We start from the raw sequence: 14,870 nt of genomic DNA, 5'->3' as shown, positions 1-14,870 counted from the left end.
ATCGCCTGTCATCGTCGACTCCGCAGGGCATCCGCGACTCTGACGGACGGATCCGACCGACACATCCTGCGGAAGCGGGAACGCACTCCGAACGCATCGCTTCGCGCGCGCTCAGTCGTTCTGGTTGCGCGGCTTCGGTCCGCGCTCGCGTGCGTTCCACGCGGCGATCGCCGAGGCCGCCGCATCGGCCGCCCGATCCAGAGCCTCGGCCGACAGCGCGATCACGTGCTGGGCGGTGTCCTGCCATCCGGTCCCGCGCGATACGCGCTCGCGCTCCGGGTCCCTGCCCTCGGCACGGGCATGCGCGTCGCGCTCGGCGAGGTCGAACGCGCGCTCGAGGCGGGCCACCGCGTCGCGGTAGGCGCCGAACTCGGCCGGGGCGACGCGGCGGGCAGGATCCGGGCGCGCCTGCCGCGCCTCGTCCATCGCGAGCAGGAACGCGGCGGTGGACGGATCGCGGGCGTCGCCGATGGTGGGGTATGCGATGAGCTTCGCCGGATCCGTCTCGTAGGCCATCCAGCGCGCCACGACCGCGTCATGCGCCGCCATCGCGCGCGGCAGCGGACGACGCCGCGGATCCGCGTTCAGCGCCAGGTCCGCCCGCGCCGCCTCGGCCTGCGCTCGTCGCGCCCGCACCGAGGCCGCCGCGGCTCTGGCGCCCGTCTCGGCCTCGCGCAGGGCGCGCCGGGCATCGGCCACCTCGGCCGCGTGCGCGGATCCCGCCGCCCGCCCCGCGACGAGGCCCGCGAGCTCGGCCCGCGCGACCCGCACCCGGAGGCGCGCTTCCGTCGCGACCCGCTGCGCGGCCTGCAGGTCGAGGCGCGCGGCGTCGTAGCCCAGCCGGCGTCCCCTGGCGGCCCCGCGGCGTGCACCGAGCACGCTCACCGCCCCCGCCCCGGCGACGACCGGTGCGGTCCACCAGAACTCCGCGGCGAAGGCCCAGAACGGATCCACGCCTCGAGCCTACAGATCCGCGATACGCGCACATCGCCCACGGATCCGGCCGCCCCGAGCTCTCCGCTCGGGAACGCGGCGTTCGCAACTCCGCAGGGCATTTGCATTTCCACAGGTCAGATCCTCCGGATCCATCCTGCAGAGTTGCGGGCGTCCTGCAAAACGTGTGGCGGATCTCGTTCCGTCTGCAGAGTGGGAGCTCGTCCTCCACAACTGCGTGCGGACGCGATCTCCACCCCGGTTCCGCAGACCGGCTCTCCCGCACTGAAGCCGCATTGCAGGCTGTCGGCATGGACCTGCTCACCTGGCTCTCTCATCGTGATGGCATCGGGCACCGTGACGATGCCGCGGCCGCGGGATTCGCCCCTCCCCGCGTGCGAGCCGCCATCCGCGGGGCGGAGTGCAGCGCATCCGCGCCCGGTGGATCGCCATCCCCTCGGCTCCGGTGGATCTGGTGCGAGCGGCCGAGGCCGGAGGCGCGGTCACGTGCGTGTCCCTTGCACGACGACGGGGATGGTGGGTGCCGCCCGACACCGAGGAGATGCTGCATCTGCACCTTCCCGCACATGAATCGATCCGGGATGTCGGGTTGCGGGCCCACTGGACGAAGCCACTCGGCCCCCGCCGGCCTCGATCATTGGAAGCGTCCTTCGAAGACGCACTCGCCCACGCCGCGGCGTGCTTCGACCTCGACCACGCGACGGCCATCTGGGAGTCGGCGATCCGCAGGGAGGCCATGACGCTGGAATCGCTGAGACAGGTGGGCTGGCGCAGCTCAGCCGCGCGTCGCGTCCTCGAGCACGTTCGCGGGGACACAGGGTCTTCGCTCGAGACGATCTTCCACGTGCGGCTGAGCGGTTGGGGCGTACGCCTGCGCTTCCAAGTACACCTCGCCGGCCACGATGTGGACTTCGTCATCGGGACGCACCTCGTGGTCCAGGTCGATGGCTGGGCGTACCACTCGTCATCGGCGGACCGCACACGCGACATCGCGCACGACGCCGAGCTGCGCCTGCGCGGCTACACCGTGCTCCGCTTCTCCTACGCGCAGATCTTGTACGACTGGCACAACGTCGAGCGGATCCTCGTTGCAGCGATCACCCGCGGCGCGCATCTCGCCCCGTTCCACGCGTGAATCGAATTGCTCCGACCATGCACTCCGATCAGCAGACAACGAAGAAGGACGACTGCGTCTCTGCAGGAGAATCCATCCGGATCCGTCCTGCAGAGACGCAGACGTCCTGCAGAGTCGCGGCGCTCGAGCGACTACACCAGCGTCTGCTGCCACGCGGCATGCAGCTGCGCGAACTTGCCCGTGCCGGCGATGAGGACGTCGGGAGCGTCGTCCTCGATGATGCGGCCGTGCTCCATGACCAGCACTCGATCGGCGATCGCGACCGTCGACAGGCGGTGCGCGATGATGATCGCGGTGCGGTCGGCGAGCAGCGTCTGCAGCGCGTCCTGGATCAGCCGCTCCGACGGGATGTCCAGCGAAGCGGTCGCCTCATCGAGGATCAGCACGGCGGGGTCTGCGAGGAAGGCCCGCGCGAACGAGATCAGCTGACGCTGCCCGGCCGAGACGCGTCCGCCGCGCTTGTTCACGTCGGTCTCGTACCCGTCCGGAAGCGAGTCGATGAACGCATCGGCGCCCACGGCCCGCGCGGCGGCCCGGATCTCCTCCATCGTCGCGTCGGGCTTGCCGAGCGCGATGTTGTCGGCGACCGTGCCGCTGAACAGGTAGGCCTCCTGCGTCACCATGACGATCGCGCGGCGCAGGTCCTTCGGATGCAGATCGCGCAGATCCACACCGTCGAGGGTCACCGCGCCGGCGGTCGGGTCGTAGAAGCGCGACACGAGCTTCGCCAGGGTCGACTTTCCCGCACCGGTCGTGCCGACCAGCGCGATCGTCTGCCCGGCCGGGATGTCCAGGGAGAAGTCGGGAAGGATCACCCGGTCCTGGGCGTACCCGAACTCGACATCATCGAAGCGCACATGCCCCTTCGACTCCCAGAGGTCGACCGCCTTGAGCGGATCCGGAACCGTGGGCACCTCGTCGAGCACTCCCGACACCTTCTCCAGCGCCGCCGTGGCGGACTGGAAGGAGTTCAGGAACATCGCGATCTCCTGCATGGGCGCGAAGAAGTTGCGCACGTACAGCACCGCGGCCAGCAGGATGCCGACCTGGATCTCGCCGGTCGCCATCCGGACGCCGCCCCACACCACGACCACGCCGAGGGTGAGCGCCGCGACCGCCATGAGTCCCGGCTCGAACGTGCCGAACAGCAGCATCGAGCGGCGGTTCACATCGCGGTAGTCACCGGCGACCTCCTGGAAGGACACGTCGTTGCGGGGCTCCTTGCGGAACGCCTTCACGGCGCGGATGCCGGTCATGGTCTCGACGAACTGCACGATGACCTTCGCGCTGATCACCCGCGACTCGCGGTACACCAGCTGCGAGCGCTGGTAGAACCAGCGCATCAGGTACACCAGCGGGATGCCGGCGAGCACCAGGACCACGCCGGACTCCCAGTCCACGAGCACGAGCGCGATGAACGTGAAGAGGCCGTAGAGCAGCCCCGACACGAGCTGGTTGAGGCCGCCGTCGAGCAGTTCCCGGATGGAGTCCAGGTCGCTCGTCTGGCGCGAGATGATCCGGCCCGACGTGTAGCTCTCGTGGAACTCGAGGCTCAGCCGCTGCGTGTGCAGGAACATGCGCTTGCGCAGATCCAGCAGCACCGCCTGCGTGATGCGGGCGGTGAGCACCGCGTACCAGCCGATCAGGGCGGATCCGAGCGCGCCGATCACGAGGAAGGCGATGCCGACCACGATGGTCGGCATCCAGTCCGCATGCTTCAGCACCGCCGGAAGCGCCGTGTTGAGCCCGTACGCGATCAGCGCGGGGCCCGCGACCTGCGCCGCCGTCGAGACCACCAGCACCAGCGCGGTGAGCGTGATCTGCACCTTGAGCGGCGCGATCAGGGATCCGAACAGCCGCAGGGAGCGGCGGCGGATCGCGCGGCTCTCCTCATGCGTGAGGTCGGAGCGGTCCTCGTCCTGGGTTCCGATGACGCTCATGCCTGCACCTCCTCGTTCTGGGCGTGGGTATCGGGGGCGATCTCGTCGAGCGCCTCGGCCGCGGACGCAGCCCCCGGGGCTGCTTCCCGGATCACGGGGATCGTCCCCGTGCGCGCAGCCTCCTCGGCCTCGAGGCTCGAGATCACGTGCCGGTAGTGCGCACTCGTTCGCAGCAGCTCCGAGTGCGCGCCCACGGCGGTGACCCTGCCGTTCTGCAGCAGCGCGACGCGATCGGCGAGGGCCACCGTGGAGGGGCGGTGCGCGACGATGAGGGCCGTCGTCTCGGCGAGCACGTGACGCAGCGCCTCCTCGACGAGCGCCTCGGTGTCGACGTCGAGCGCGGAGAGCGGATCGTCCAGCACGAGCACCTTGGGCTTGGCCGCGACGGCACGGGCGAGCGCGAGGCGCTGACGCTGTCCGCCGGACAGACTCAGCCCCTCCTCGCCGATCATCGTCTCCACGCCCTCGGGGAGCGTGTCGACGAATCCTGCCTGGGCGACGTCGAGCGCCTCCCGGAGCACCTGCTCGGCCTCGGGGCTGTGGATGTCGAGGTCCGCCCGGCCGAGCAGCACGTTCTCGCGCACGGTCGCCGAGAACAGCGTCGCGTCCTCGAACGCCATCGCGATGTGCGTGCGCAGCTCGGCCAGGGTGAGGTCGCGCACGTCCACGCCGTCGAGCGTCACGCGCCCGCCGGTCACGTCGTACAGGCGCGTCGGGAGGGTCGTGAGCGTCGTCTTGCCGGATCCGGTGATGCCGACCAGGGCCATGGTCTCACCGGGGCGCAGCACCAGGTCGATGCCGTCGAGCAGATCGCGCTCGTGCGGGCGGGCGTCCTGGTAGCGGAAGCGGGCCCCCTCGAACGCGAGTTCGCCCCGGGGCTCCGCGATGCTCACCGGGCTCTCCGGATCCGTGATGTTGTTCTGCTCGTCGTAGATCTCGAACACGCGATCGGTGGCCGTGCGTGCGTCGAGCATGAACGAGAACAGGAAGCCGATCGACTCGATCGGCCAGCGCAGGACGGTCGCCATCGCGAAGTAGGCGAACAGCTCCGGCGCGTTCAGGGCGCCCTGGGCGATCAGCCAGATGCCGGCCACGAGGTTGAGCGCGAACGCGATCTCGGGCATGAGCACGAGCCAGAACCAGATCCAGCCCACGGAGCGGGCCTTGCTCAGCTCGGTCTCGCGCAGCGACTCGGCCTGGCGCGCGAACTTGACGAGCGCGTGCTTGCCGCGTCCGAAAGCCTTGAGCACGCGGATGCCGTGCACGCTCTCCTCGACGCTGGTGGCGAGGTCGCCGGCCTGGTCCTGGCTGCGCCGCGTGAGCACGCCGTAGCGCTTCTCGAACAGGAAGCCCGAGATCCACAGCGGCACGGCGGTGATCAGGAAGATCGTGCCGAGCAGCCAGTGCCAGCGGAACAGCAGCGCCGCGCCGATCACGATGGTGAGCAGGTTGACGACGAGAAGCACCAGTCCGAACGCGAGCCAGCGGCGGATCAGGCCGATGTCCTGCATCATCCGGCTGAGCAGCTGGCCCGACTGCCAGCGGTCGTGGAATGCGACAGGCAGGCGCTGCAGATTCGAGTACAGCTGCGTGCGCATGCGGTACTCCACCTGGGTGGCGGGGTTCAGCACGAACTGGCGGCGCAGCCACACCATGAGCGCCTCGCCGAGGGCGAGCACCGTGACGGCGACCGCACCCCAGATGATGGCGCTGATCTCGCCGGTGGCGATGGGGCCCTCGAGCACGACCTGCAGCAGCAGCGGCACGCACAGCGCGATCACGGCGGCGGCCAGGGCGGAGGCCCCACCGCCGATGAGGCGCCAGGCGACGGGCTTCACGAAGGGCGCCAGGCGCGCGAGCGCGCGGGGCGTGGAGAGTGTGGAGGCGGATGAGGACGACGTGGATTCTTCAGACATGATTCTCAGCAGTTACGTGACAGGAGGGACGGCAGGGGACGAGAAGGAGCGGATGCGAGACATCCGTGCGATGAGCGGCTGGTGGGCCGGAGAGGTCGGAGCGCTTCAGCGGCTCTGAGCCGCGAGACGTCCGAGAAGACGCAGAGTTACCGCGGTGAGCGGGTGGATCCGAGTCAGTCCTCGGCCGGGGCGAGGGGCGAACCGGCGACAGCGCTGATCGACGATGCAGTGGTGATCGTGGGCATGGTGTCCTCCTCGGTTCGACGGCCGCCGGTCGGTTGACGCGACAGCCGTCCAGCCTATGTTTGTGAACCGCCTGAACGCAAGCGTTTTCCCGAAACCGATCTCACAGTCACCGTGGACCCATTCCGGGCCGTCGCCCTCGCACGGCTCTCCGGTACTGAGGGCAGCATCCCGAGTGCCGCATCCATTCCCGATCCGCCGGATCCGGCTGGCCCCCGTCGGCACGGCGAGGCCCGATCGGTGCGCCGGTACGCCGGACGACCGGGGAGCGATCGTCGGATCGGATCAACCGGGGCATCGGGTTTCGGTCGAGCGGACAGTCGGGCGGGCGGCGGGCCTCAGCAGGATGGGAGCACGATCCGATTCCGAAGGAGCCGCCATGCCGGAAACCGTCGAGACGATGGTCGCGGAGATCCTGCGCCTCGTCCGCTGCGAGTCGCCGTCCGACGACCTCGCCGCCGTCGCCCGCAGCGCCGACGCCGTGGCCGAACTGGGTACGACCCGCCTCGGTACGGCGCCGGAGCGCATCATGATCGACGGCCGTGCCCACCTGCGCTGGCGCTTCCCCGGCGAGCCGAGGATCCTCGTGCTCGGCCACCACGACACCGTCTGGCCCGTCGGCTCCCTGGACGAGTTTCCGGCCGAGGCCGACGAGGAGACGCTGGCGGGACCCGGATCCTTCGACATGAAGGCGGGGCTCGTGATCGCGTTCCACGCACTCGGCCGGCTGGGCGACCTGGCCGGGATCACCCTGCTGGTGACGGGGGACGAGGAACCGGGATCGGCGACGTCCCGGGCGCTCATCGAGGAGGAGGCGCGCACCTCGACCGCGGCCCTCGTGCTCGAGGCCGCCGGCCCCGGAGGTGCGCTCAAGATCGCGCGCAAAGGGGTCTCCCGCTACGAGGTCACCGTGCAGGGACGAGCCTCGCACGCCGGACTCGATCCCGAGCTCGGCGTGAACGCGACGCTTGAGCTCGCTCATCAGGTGCAGGCGGTGGCCCTGCTCGGCGATGGCGACGCCGGGACCACCGTCACCCCGACGCGGACGAGTTCCGGCACGACGACGAACACGGTGCCGGCACGGGCGTCGTTCTCCGTGGACGTCCGCGCGCTCTCGGCCGATGAGCAGGAGCGCGTGCACGCCGGGATGCTCGCCCTCGCTCCCCGGATCGAGGGCGCCCGCGTCGTGATCGATGGCGGAATCAACCGCTCCCCCCTCGCCGCGGAATCCTCCGCCGAGCTGTTCCGGCGGGCGCAGCGTGTCGCAGACCGACTCGCCCTGCCGTCGCTCGTCGGGATCAGCGTCGGCGGGGCGTCGGACGGGAACTTCACCGCGGGCGTGGGCACGCCGACGCTCGATGGCCTCGGCGCGGTCGGCGGCGGTGCGCACGCCGCTCACGAGCACGTGCTGATCGCCGAGCTGGAGCCCCGCGTCCGGCTGCTGGCGGGGCTCATCGACGACATCCGCATGACTCCGCCGGGCCGGCCCGTCCCCGCCGCGTCTGCGGCGGCCCCGATCGTCGCTCGCGCCCGATGAACGACGCCATCGCCGTCGCCACCGCCGCACGGGACACCCTCACGGAGAGCGCCGACCGCGCTGCCACGGCCGCCGAGGCCTCGGCCGACGTGAGGATCCGGATGCTCGACGACGTCCGCGACCTCGCGTCCGTGCGCGCCCTGTACGAGGGCATCTGGCGCACGGGCGCGACCAACCCTCCGGTCACCGCGGACCTGCTGCGCGCCCTCGTGCAGGCCGGCAACTACGTCTCCGGCGCATTCGACGACCACAGTGACAGACCGGAGCTCGTCGGCGCCTGCTTCGGCTTCTTCGGCCCGCCCGGCGCGCGCACCCTGCACAGCCATATCGCCGGCACGCTCCCGCATGTGCGGGGACGGCATCTCGGTTTCGCCCTGAAGCTGCACCAGCGCGCCTGGGCCCTGCATCGCGACGTCGACACGATCACTTGGACCTACGATCCCCTCATCCGCCGCAACGCGCATTTCAACCTCGGCAAGCTCGCCGCGTCAGTCGGCACCTATCTGCCGCGCCTCTACGGCGCCCTGGACGACAGCATCAACCGCGACGACGAGACCGATCGGATCCTGGTGCGCTGGGAACTGCGCTCCCCACAGGTCGTCGCTGCGGCGGAGCACCGCCCGCTCCTGGTCGATGCCGCCGCGGCCCGCGCTGCCGGCGCCGTCGTCGCGGTGCAGCCGGATCACGCGAACGCCCCTCGCCTCGGCGCACTCGGGGCCGACACGGTGCTGGTCGGCATCCCAGCCGACATCGAGGGCATGCGGGAGACGGATCCGCGGTGCGCCGCCGACTGGCGCCTCGCGGTGCGCGACGTCATGGGCGCGCTGCTCGCGGACGGGGCCACCGTGCGCGGCTTCGACCGGGCCGGCTGGTACATCATCGACAGACAGGAGAGGTCATGAAGCTCGACGGCGTGGAGATCCGGACGGTTCGGATGCCGCTGGTATCGCCGTTCCGCACCTCGTTCGGCACCGAGACCGTACGCGAAGCGGTGCTCGTGCGAGCAGTCGGCACGGACGCCGAGGGCTGGGGCGAGTGCGGCGCGAGCGCGCTGCCGCTGTACAGCTCGGAGTACACGCAGGCGGCCGCCGCGGTGCTGTCCGACGTGCTCGCACCTGCATTCGACGGGCACGGCGACGTGGATCCGCATCGCGTCGCCGGGCTCCTGTCGCCTTTCAAGGGCCACCGTCAGGCCAAGGCCGCACTCGAGACGGCGATTCTGGACGCCGACCTCCGGGCGCGCGACGTGCCCCTCGCCTATCACCTCGGCGCGGTGAAGGACCGGGTCGCGTGCGGCGTCTCCGTGGGCATCACTCCGACCATCCCCGCGCTCCTGGACGCCGTCGAGGGGTACCTCGCCGACGGGTACGTGCGGATCAAACTCAAGATCGAGCACGGCTGGGATCTGGAACCCGTGCGCGCCGTGCGTGAGCGCTTCGGCGACATCCTGCTGCAGGTCGACGCGAACGCCGCCTATGGCCGGGCCGACCTGGAGCACCTCGCGAACCTGGACGCGTTCGACCTGTCGCTGCTCGAGCAACCTCTCGCCGCCGACGACCTCGCAGGGCACGCGATGCTCGCCCAGCGGATCAGCACGCCGATCTGCCTGGACGAGTCGATCCTGTCCGCCGCCCACGCCGCGCAGGCGATCGAGCTCGGCGCCTGCCGCATCGTGAACATCAAGCCCGGTCGCGTGGGCGGGTACCTGGAGTCCCGCCGGATCCACGACCTGTGCGCCGCGCACGGCATGCCGGTGTGGTGCGGCGGAATGCTCGAGACCGGGATCGGCCGCGCCGCCAACCTCGCGCTCGCCGCCCTTCCCGGCTTCACGCTGCCGGGCGACACCTCTGCCTCCGAGCGCTACTACGCCACGGATCTGACGCCGCCGTTCCGGCTCGAGGACGGACACATGACCGTGCCCACGGGACCCGGCATCGGCGTCACGCCCGACGCCGCCGTGCTCGACGAGGTGACCGTCTCCCGCGCATGGATCCCGCTCGCATCATGACCGGCGGAGCGGACGTCGGCACCCGTGCGGGAGCGAACGGAGGCCGGCGCCGGGCCCGTCGGGACCCCCGTCGGCGCATGCTAGCGTCGCGAAGGTGCCGTCGATGAACCACCGCCCGCAGGTCACCCTGGTGCGCGTGCTCGAGGCGCTCGACACTACCCTGCTCACCGTCGTCTGCGGAATGGCCTCCCCGGAGCGCACGATCGAGGCGATCGTGATCCACGATCCCCGTGACGAGCCCGACGCCCCGCGCAACTCGCTCGTAATGGGCGTCGGTATGGAAGACCCGGCGCTCGTGCGGCATCTGCTCCCGCTGCTCGCGCAGGCCGGGGTCACCGCCCTCGTGGTGCGCGCGCCGTTCACCGCCGATGACGCGCTGCGCGCCGAGGCGGAGGCCACGGGCGTCGTGGTGCTGGCATTGAATACCGGTACCACGTGGGCGCACCTGGCCGGCATGCTCCGCTCCCTGATGACGCCGGGTGATCCGGACGAGGCGCGGCCGGTCACGTTCGGGGGAATCCTCGCGGGTGATCTGTTCGCCGTGGCGGATGCGATCGCCGCACTCCTGGAATCGCCGGTCACGATCGAGGACCGCAACGCGCAGCTGCTGGCCTTCTCGAACGGCCCGGAGCAGCAGCGCGCTCCGGGCATCCGTGCACGTCCGCTGCCGCCGCAGGACGTGCGGGCGCTGGAGGAGAGCGGAGCTCTCGCGCAGATCGCCCGGAGCGAATGGCCCGTCGAGGTCGCCACGGGTTCTGCCGGTGACGAGATGCGCACCGCGATCGCGGTGCGTGCAGGGGATGAGGTGCTCGGCACGATCTGGACGGCGGGCTCGCTCACCGCCGAGCGGAGCGCGTCGCTGCACGACGCCGCGAAGCTCGTCGCCATGCACATGGTGTGGCAGCGCACGGACGCGGATGTGGAGCGCCGGCTGCGCGCTGAGCTCCTGCGCACCGCGCTCGGCGGCGGTCCCTCCGCGGGCGAGGCCGTGCACAATCTCGGTCTGCACGAGGAACCCTGCGTCGTGCTCGCGTTGACCCTGCACGATCCTGCCGCCGAGCAGCTCCCGCACGCACGTCTCGCCGCGGAGCGCAAGCGCGTGGCGGACGCGTTCGCGGTGCACCTGTCGTTCGCGCACCCGCGCTCGGTTTCGGGGCTCGTCGGCGATGTCGCCTACGGCGTGCTGCCACTCGCGTCCGCGGCGGACACAGACGACGAGGGCGACAGCGCGGTGCGCGTGGCGACGGAGTTCCTCGGCCGGATGCGCTCCGCGCTGCGGCCGCTCATCGGCGTCGGGATCGTGGTCGCCGAGACGGCCCTCCTCCCCCGTTCGCGTGCGAGCGCGGATCGCGCGCTGCGTGTGCTGCGTGCCGGGATCGTGGACCGGCAGGTGGCCCGCCTCGACGAGGTGCACGCCGAGGCCCTGTTGCTGGAGCTGGCCGGTCCGGCGCGGGACATCCCCTCCGGACCGCTCGCACGCCTGCTCGCCTACGACGAGACGCACGGCAGCAGCCTCACCGAGACGCTCGCGGCCTGGCTCGACGCGTTCGGAGACGTCGGAGTCGCCGCCGCCGCGAGCTTCGTCCACCCCAACACCTTCCGCTACCGCCTGCGACGCGTGGCGGAGGTCGGCCGGATCGACCTCGACGACCCGAACGCCCGTTTCGGCGCGATGATGCAGCTGCGGCTGCGGGCCATCAACCCCGAACGCTGACCCGCACCGCGGGTCAGCGTTCGTCTCGGTCGATCCCGCTCACGGACGCGGATCCGGCCGAGAGGGGTCCGGCAGGACGAGCGCGCCGAGAAGGCATGCGAGCCACGCCGCGTCCTGCGCGACGATCACATCGTGACCCGTGCCGGATCCGTGCCCGGCGTTCTCGTACACGTGCAGCAGGATGGGCGCCGATCCGCGCTGGGCCGCCTGCATGCGCGCCACGAACTTGCGCGCCTGCCACGGCGGGCAGCGCGGATCGTTGGCGCCCGCCTCGACATAGAGCAGCGGATACTCCGCCGGACGCACCCGCTCGTACGGGGACAGGGCGATCATGCGGGCCACGTCGGCCGGGTCGTCGGGGTCACCCCACGCCTTGCGGATCACGAACTCCAGGTACGGGTTGCGGAAGCCGCCGACCAGGTCGAGCAGCGGTGCGCGCGGCAGCACCGCGCACCACAGGTCGGGGCGCGCGGTGATCGCGTTGCCGCACATGAGCCCGCCGTCGGAGCCGCCGGAGAGCGCGAGCCGGCCGGGCGCGGCGATGCCCTCGGCGAGCACGTGCTCGGCGACCGCGAGCAGGTCGCCGTCCCGCGTGCCGCGTCGTTCGCGATCCGCGGCCCGGAACCAGGCACTGCCGAACTCCCCGCCCCCGCGCAGATAGGCCTGCACGACCGTGCCGCCGCACGCCAGGACCGCGGCGAGATCCGGCTGATACTGCGGAAGCGTGGGGATGCCCGCCGCACCGTACGCGGAGATCAGCACGGGAGCCGGACCCCCGCCGCCCCTCGGACGCACGACGTGGTACGGGATGGCGGTGCCGTCGGCCGCGGTCGCCGCGTGCATCTGCACGGTCCCATCGATCACGATCCGGGGCTCCTGCAGCACCACGAGCGAGCGCTCGGGATGATGCCGGTACACACCCCAGGAGGAGGTGAGCGTCGAGAACGCGAAGAGGAAGGAGCCGTCCCGGCTCTCGGTGGCGAGCCCCGTGAGCGGGAAGAACGGGGCGGCGAGCGCACCCTCTCCCGGCAGCGGCACGACGCCCCGTTCGACGCCGTCCGCATCGAGGATCCGCACCCGCGCTGCGGTGCGGTGGAACTCGCTGAGGTACAGCGCATCGCCCACGGGCAGAACCGAACGCAGCACTGCGTCGCTTTCCGGCACCAGCTCGGTCCAGCCGGAGGCGTCCGTCGGATCCGCAGCATCCAGCGGGATCGCGACCAGCCGGCGCCGCGGCGCGTCCAGATCCGTCACTGCCACGTACCGGTCCCCCACGATGTGCCCCACGACCGTCTCCGCTCCCGGCTCGAGGAAGGGACGCCAGGGAGCATCGGGGTCGGCGAGGTCGCGCACCGCGACGGGGAACGGAGTGCCGACCCGGTGGCTCGCGATCGCCCAGCGTCCGTCCGACGAGTACTGGATCCGGGTGTACTCCCGGGAGCCCTCCGGCACTGGCACGTCCTCGATCGCGGACGGGCCATGCGCACCGAGCGTCCGTCGGTACACGACCTGGCGGAAGTCGTGCGCGGTGCCGCCGAGACCGAGGAAGGCGAAGCCCGTGCTGTCGGGGAACCAGGAGATCCCGCCGCCCCAAGAGCTGTGCAGCAGTTCCGGCGGCGCGTCGTCGCGCAGCATGCCCGTGCGCACGTCGATCAGTTCGACCCGGTTGTGCTCGCTGCCGTCGGTGCAGACGCCGAGCGCGAGCACCGTGCCGTCGGGCGACGGGTCGAACCAGCTCAGCACCGCGGTGCTCTCCGGTCCGTCGAAACGGGTGAGGTCCACGAGGGATCGACCGGGGCCGTAGGGTTCGTCAGCCACCAGCACCTGACTCCCCTCGGTGCGGAACCAGCGCTCGCCACCGCTGCGGGGAAGCTCCGGCCGGGCGCCCGTGTGGCTACGCTCGATCACGGCGCGAACGGCTTCGGGGTCTCGGCCGGCCCAGATGGTCTCCTCGGCGTGGGCAGCCTGCGCGCGCTGCCAGTCGGCGACCTCGCCCGGCACCGAGGCGTCGGCCTCGAGCCAGCGGTAGGGATCCGGCACCGCGATGCCGGCGACGAGCTCGACGGTGTCGTCTGTGCGGGTGGTCGGGGCGGCACTCATTCGAGACCCTCCTGCCTGTCGTACGACGCGACGGACCGCGCGCCATCGCCCGGATCCGACGGGGCAGCGTCGATTCCGCCAGAGCCCTGGTGCCCGATGCCGAACTCGACCCGCAGCCGGTCGAGATGGCCAGGCACGAGCTCGACCCGGTGCCGGTGCGCGATCGCGTCGAATGCGACCGCCGCGTCGGCCAGCGGATCGAGTCCGACGCCGGCGTGCGTGCCCTCGACACTCGACCACAGGTGCGAGGGCGCGGTGCGCAGGTCGACGAGCACGTCGCCGAGCGGATCCAGCGCGTGCTCGAGGGAACTCGGTGCGGGATCGCGCTCGGCGAGCGTCGTCTCCCAGTCGAAGGGGCGCGCAGAGCGCTCCGCGAACGACACGACGGGACCATGCCCGTACGTCATGGCGATCACCCGCAGCGCGTCGCCGAACCTCTCCTGAAGAAGCGTGCCCAGGGCGGGCCTGCCGTGCAGCGGCTCGCGGCGCACGTGTGCGTTGTGCGCCAGGACGAGGATCCGCTCCTCCCGCTCGGCGATCCAACCGACGGTGTCGGCCATGAGCTGCTCTCGGGGGTACGCGCCGGGCTCGCCATCCCAGGAGAGCTCCGCGACGAAGGCGTCGAGCGTGGCCATGCTGCGTCGAGCGACATCATCGCCGTCCCGCCCGACCCTCGCGCGCAGACCGGCGATGCCGTCGAGGATCCGGCGCCGCGCCGCGCCGTCCAGGCAGTCCCAGGCGATCGCGGCCTCGGTGCGCGCGCCGAGATCGGTGCTCCGGAGAAGCTCATCGTCGCCTGCGCGCGCGGGGATCCGTGCGAGGCACACCCGCACGGCGGGCCCCGGCGAGGTCGCGGATCCGGGCAGATCCATGCCCCAGAAGTGCAGGGGCGCCCGCTCCGTTCCAGCGACGTCTCGCGCCGCAGCGGGATCCGGACCCCGGCGGCGGACGTTCTCGGCGCGCATCCAGGTCAGCTGGCGCCGTGCGGCATCGGACTCGCCGAAACCGTAGGTGATGCCGGCGCGGGCGATCTCCGCGACCTCGCCCGGGCCGCCCTGTACCCAGGCGTCCACGGCCAGCCCCTCCGCGAAGCCCGACTCCCGCACGAACGCCGTGAAGCCGAGCTCGGTCGCGAGCGTACGGAACAGCCCGTCAGCCAGCCGGGCGAAGTCCTCGACCCCGTGCGCGCCCTCGCCGAGCAGCACGATGCGCGCGTCTCCCACCAGATCACGCACCAGCGCAGCGTCCCAGGGCTCTCCGGGTTCCGCCAGCGGGCGGGCGTATGTCCGGTCGATCTCACGCATCGGGGATGATCCTCTCACC

Annotated in this window: 10 protein-coding genes; 5 read left to right on the top strand and 5 right to left on the bottom strand. The window is 71.4% G+C overall.

Annotated elements, in window-relative coordinates; all coding sequences use genetic code 11:
- Positions 1-111: 111 nt before the first annotated feature.
- Positions 112-954 carry a hypothetical protein gene (locus tag AC1DCT_RS15510; RefSeq protein ID WP_477430225.1) on the bottom strand — a complete coding sequence of 281 codons (843 nt, stop codon included), beginning with the start codon at positions 952-954 and terminating at the stop codon, positions 112-114.
- Between the two features lie 637 nt (positions 955-1,591).
- On the opposite strand from AC1DCT_RS15510, the gene AC1DCT_RS15505 reads away from it, so the two are divergent.
- Positions 1,592-2,089, top strand: a complete 498-nt coding sequence (locus AC1DCT_RS15505; RefSeq protein WP_477430223.1) for an endonuclease domain-containing protein — start codon at positions 1,592-1,594, stop codon at positions 2,087-2,089.
- A 131-nt stretch (positions 2,090-2,220) separates the two neighbouring features.
- On the opposite strand, the gene AC1DCT_RS15500 is transcribed toward AC1DCT_RS15505, so the two are convergent.
- Positions 2,221-4,029, bottom strand: coding sequence for an ABC transporter ATP-binding protein (locus AC1DCT_RS15500; protein WP_477430221.1), 1,809 nt, complete (start codon positions 4,027-4,029; stop codon positions 2,221-2,223).
- The gene (locus AC1DCT_RS15495) at positions 4,026-5,945 is read right to left on the bottom strand and encodes an ABC transporter ATP-binding protein (RefSeq protein WP_477430219.1); all 1,920 of its coding nucleotides are present in this window, start codon (positions 5,943-5,945) and stop codon (positions 4,026-4,028) included. The genes AC1DCT_RS15500 and AC1DCT_RS15495 overlap by 4 nt, the downstream gene beginning before the upstream one ends.
- Positions 5,946-6,567: 622 nt before the next feature.
- On the opposite strand from AC1DCT_RS15495, the gene AC1DCT_RS15490 reads away from it, so the two are divergent.
- The 4 genes from AC1DCT_RS15490 to AC1DCT_RS15475 all read left to right on the top strand — a co-directional run bounded on the left by AC1DCT_RS15490 (position 6,568) and on the right by AC1DCT_RS15475 (position 11,447).
- Positions 6,568-7,725 carry a M20 family metallopeptidase gene (locus AC1DCT_RS15490; RefSeq protein WP_477430217.1) on the top strand — a complete coding sequence of 386 codons (1,158 nt, stop codon included), beginning with the start codon at positions 6,568-6,570 and terminating at the stop codon, positions 7,723-7,725.
- Positions 7,722-8,627, top strand: a complete 906-nt coding sequence (locus AC1DCT_RS15485) for a GNAT family N-acetyltransferase (RefSeq protein ID WP_477430215.1) — start codon at positions 7,722-7,724, stop codon at positions 8,625-8,627. Before AC1DCT_RS15490 ends, AC1DCT_RS15485 begins: the two co-directional genes overlap by 4 nt.
- A complete protein-coding gene (gene menC / locus AC1DCT_RS15480; protein WP_477430213.1) occupies positions 8,624-9,733 on the top strand; it encodes an o-succinylbenzoate synthase in 1,110 nt (369 codons plus the stop codon). Before AC1DCT_RS15485 ends, menC begins: the two co-directional genes overlap by 4 nt.
- A 103-nt stretch (positions 9,734-9,836) precedes the next feature.
- Positions 9,837-11,447, top strand: a complete 1,611-nt coding sequence (locus tag AC1DCT_RS15475; RefSeq protein ID WP_477430211.1) for a PucR family transcriptional regulator — start codon at positions 9,837-9,839, stop codon at positions 11,445-11,447.
- A 39-nt stretch (positions 11,448-11,486) separates the two neighbouring features.
- On the opposite strand, the gene AC1DCT_RS15470 is transcribed toward AC1DCT_RS15475, so the two are convergent.
- Together AC1DCT_RS15470 and AC1DCT_RS15465 are read right to left on the bottom strand one after the other, a co-directional pair.
- Positions 11,487-13,547 carry a prolyl oligopeptidase family serine peptidase gene (locus AC1DCT_RS15470; RefSeq protein ID WP_477230991.1) on the bottom strand — a complete coding sequence of 687 codons (2,061 nt, stop codon included), beginning with the start codon at positions 13,545-13,547 and terminating at the stop codon, positions 11,487-11,489.
- Positions 13,544-14,851, bottom strand: a complete 1,308-nt coding sequence (locus AC1DCT_RS15465; RefSeq protein ID WP_477430209.1) for an erythromycin esterase family protein — start codon at positions 14,849-14,851, stop codon at positions 13,544-13,546. Before AC1DCT_RS15465 ends, AC1DCT_RS15470 begins: the two co-directional genes overlap by 4 nt.
- Positions 14,852-14,870: the final 19 nt, after the last annotated feature.

Source organism: Microbacterium sp. 10L49, from assembly GCF_056395125.1.
Note: the sequence above shows the minus strand (reverse complement) of the source record. Positions and strands in the feature narration are given on the sequence as shown.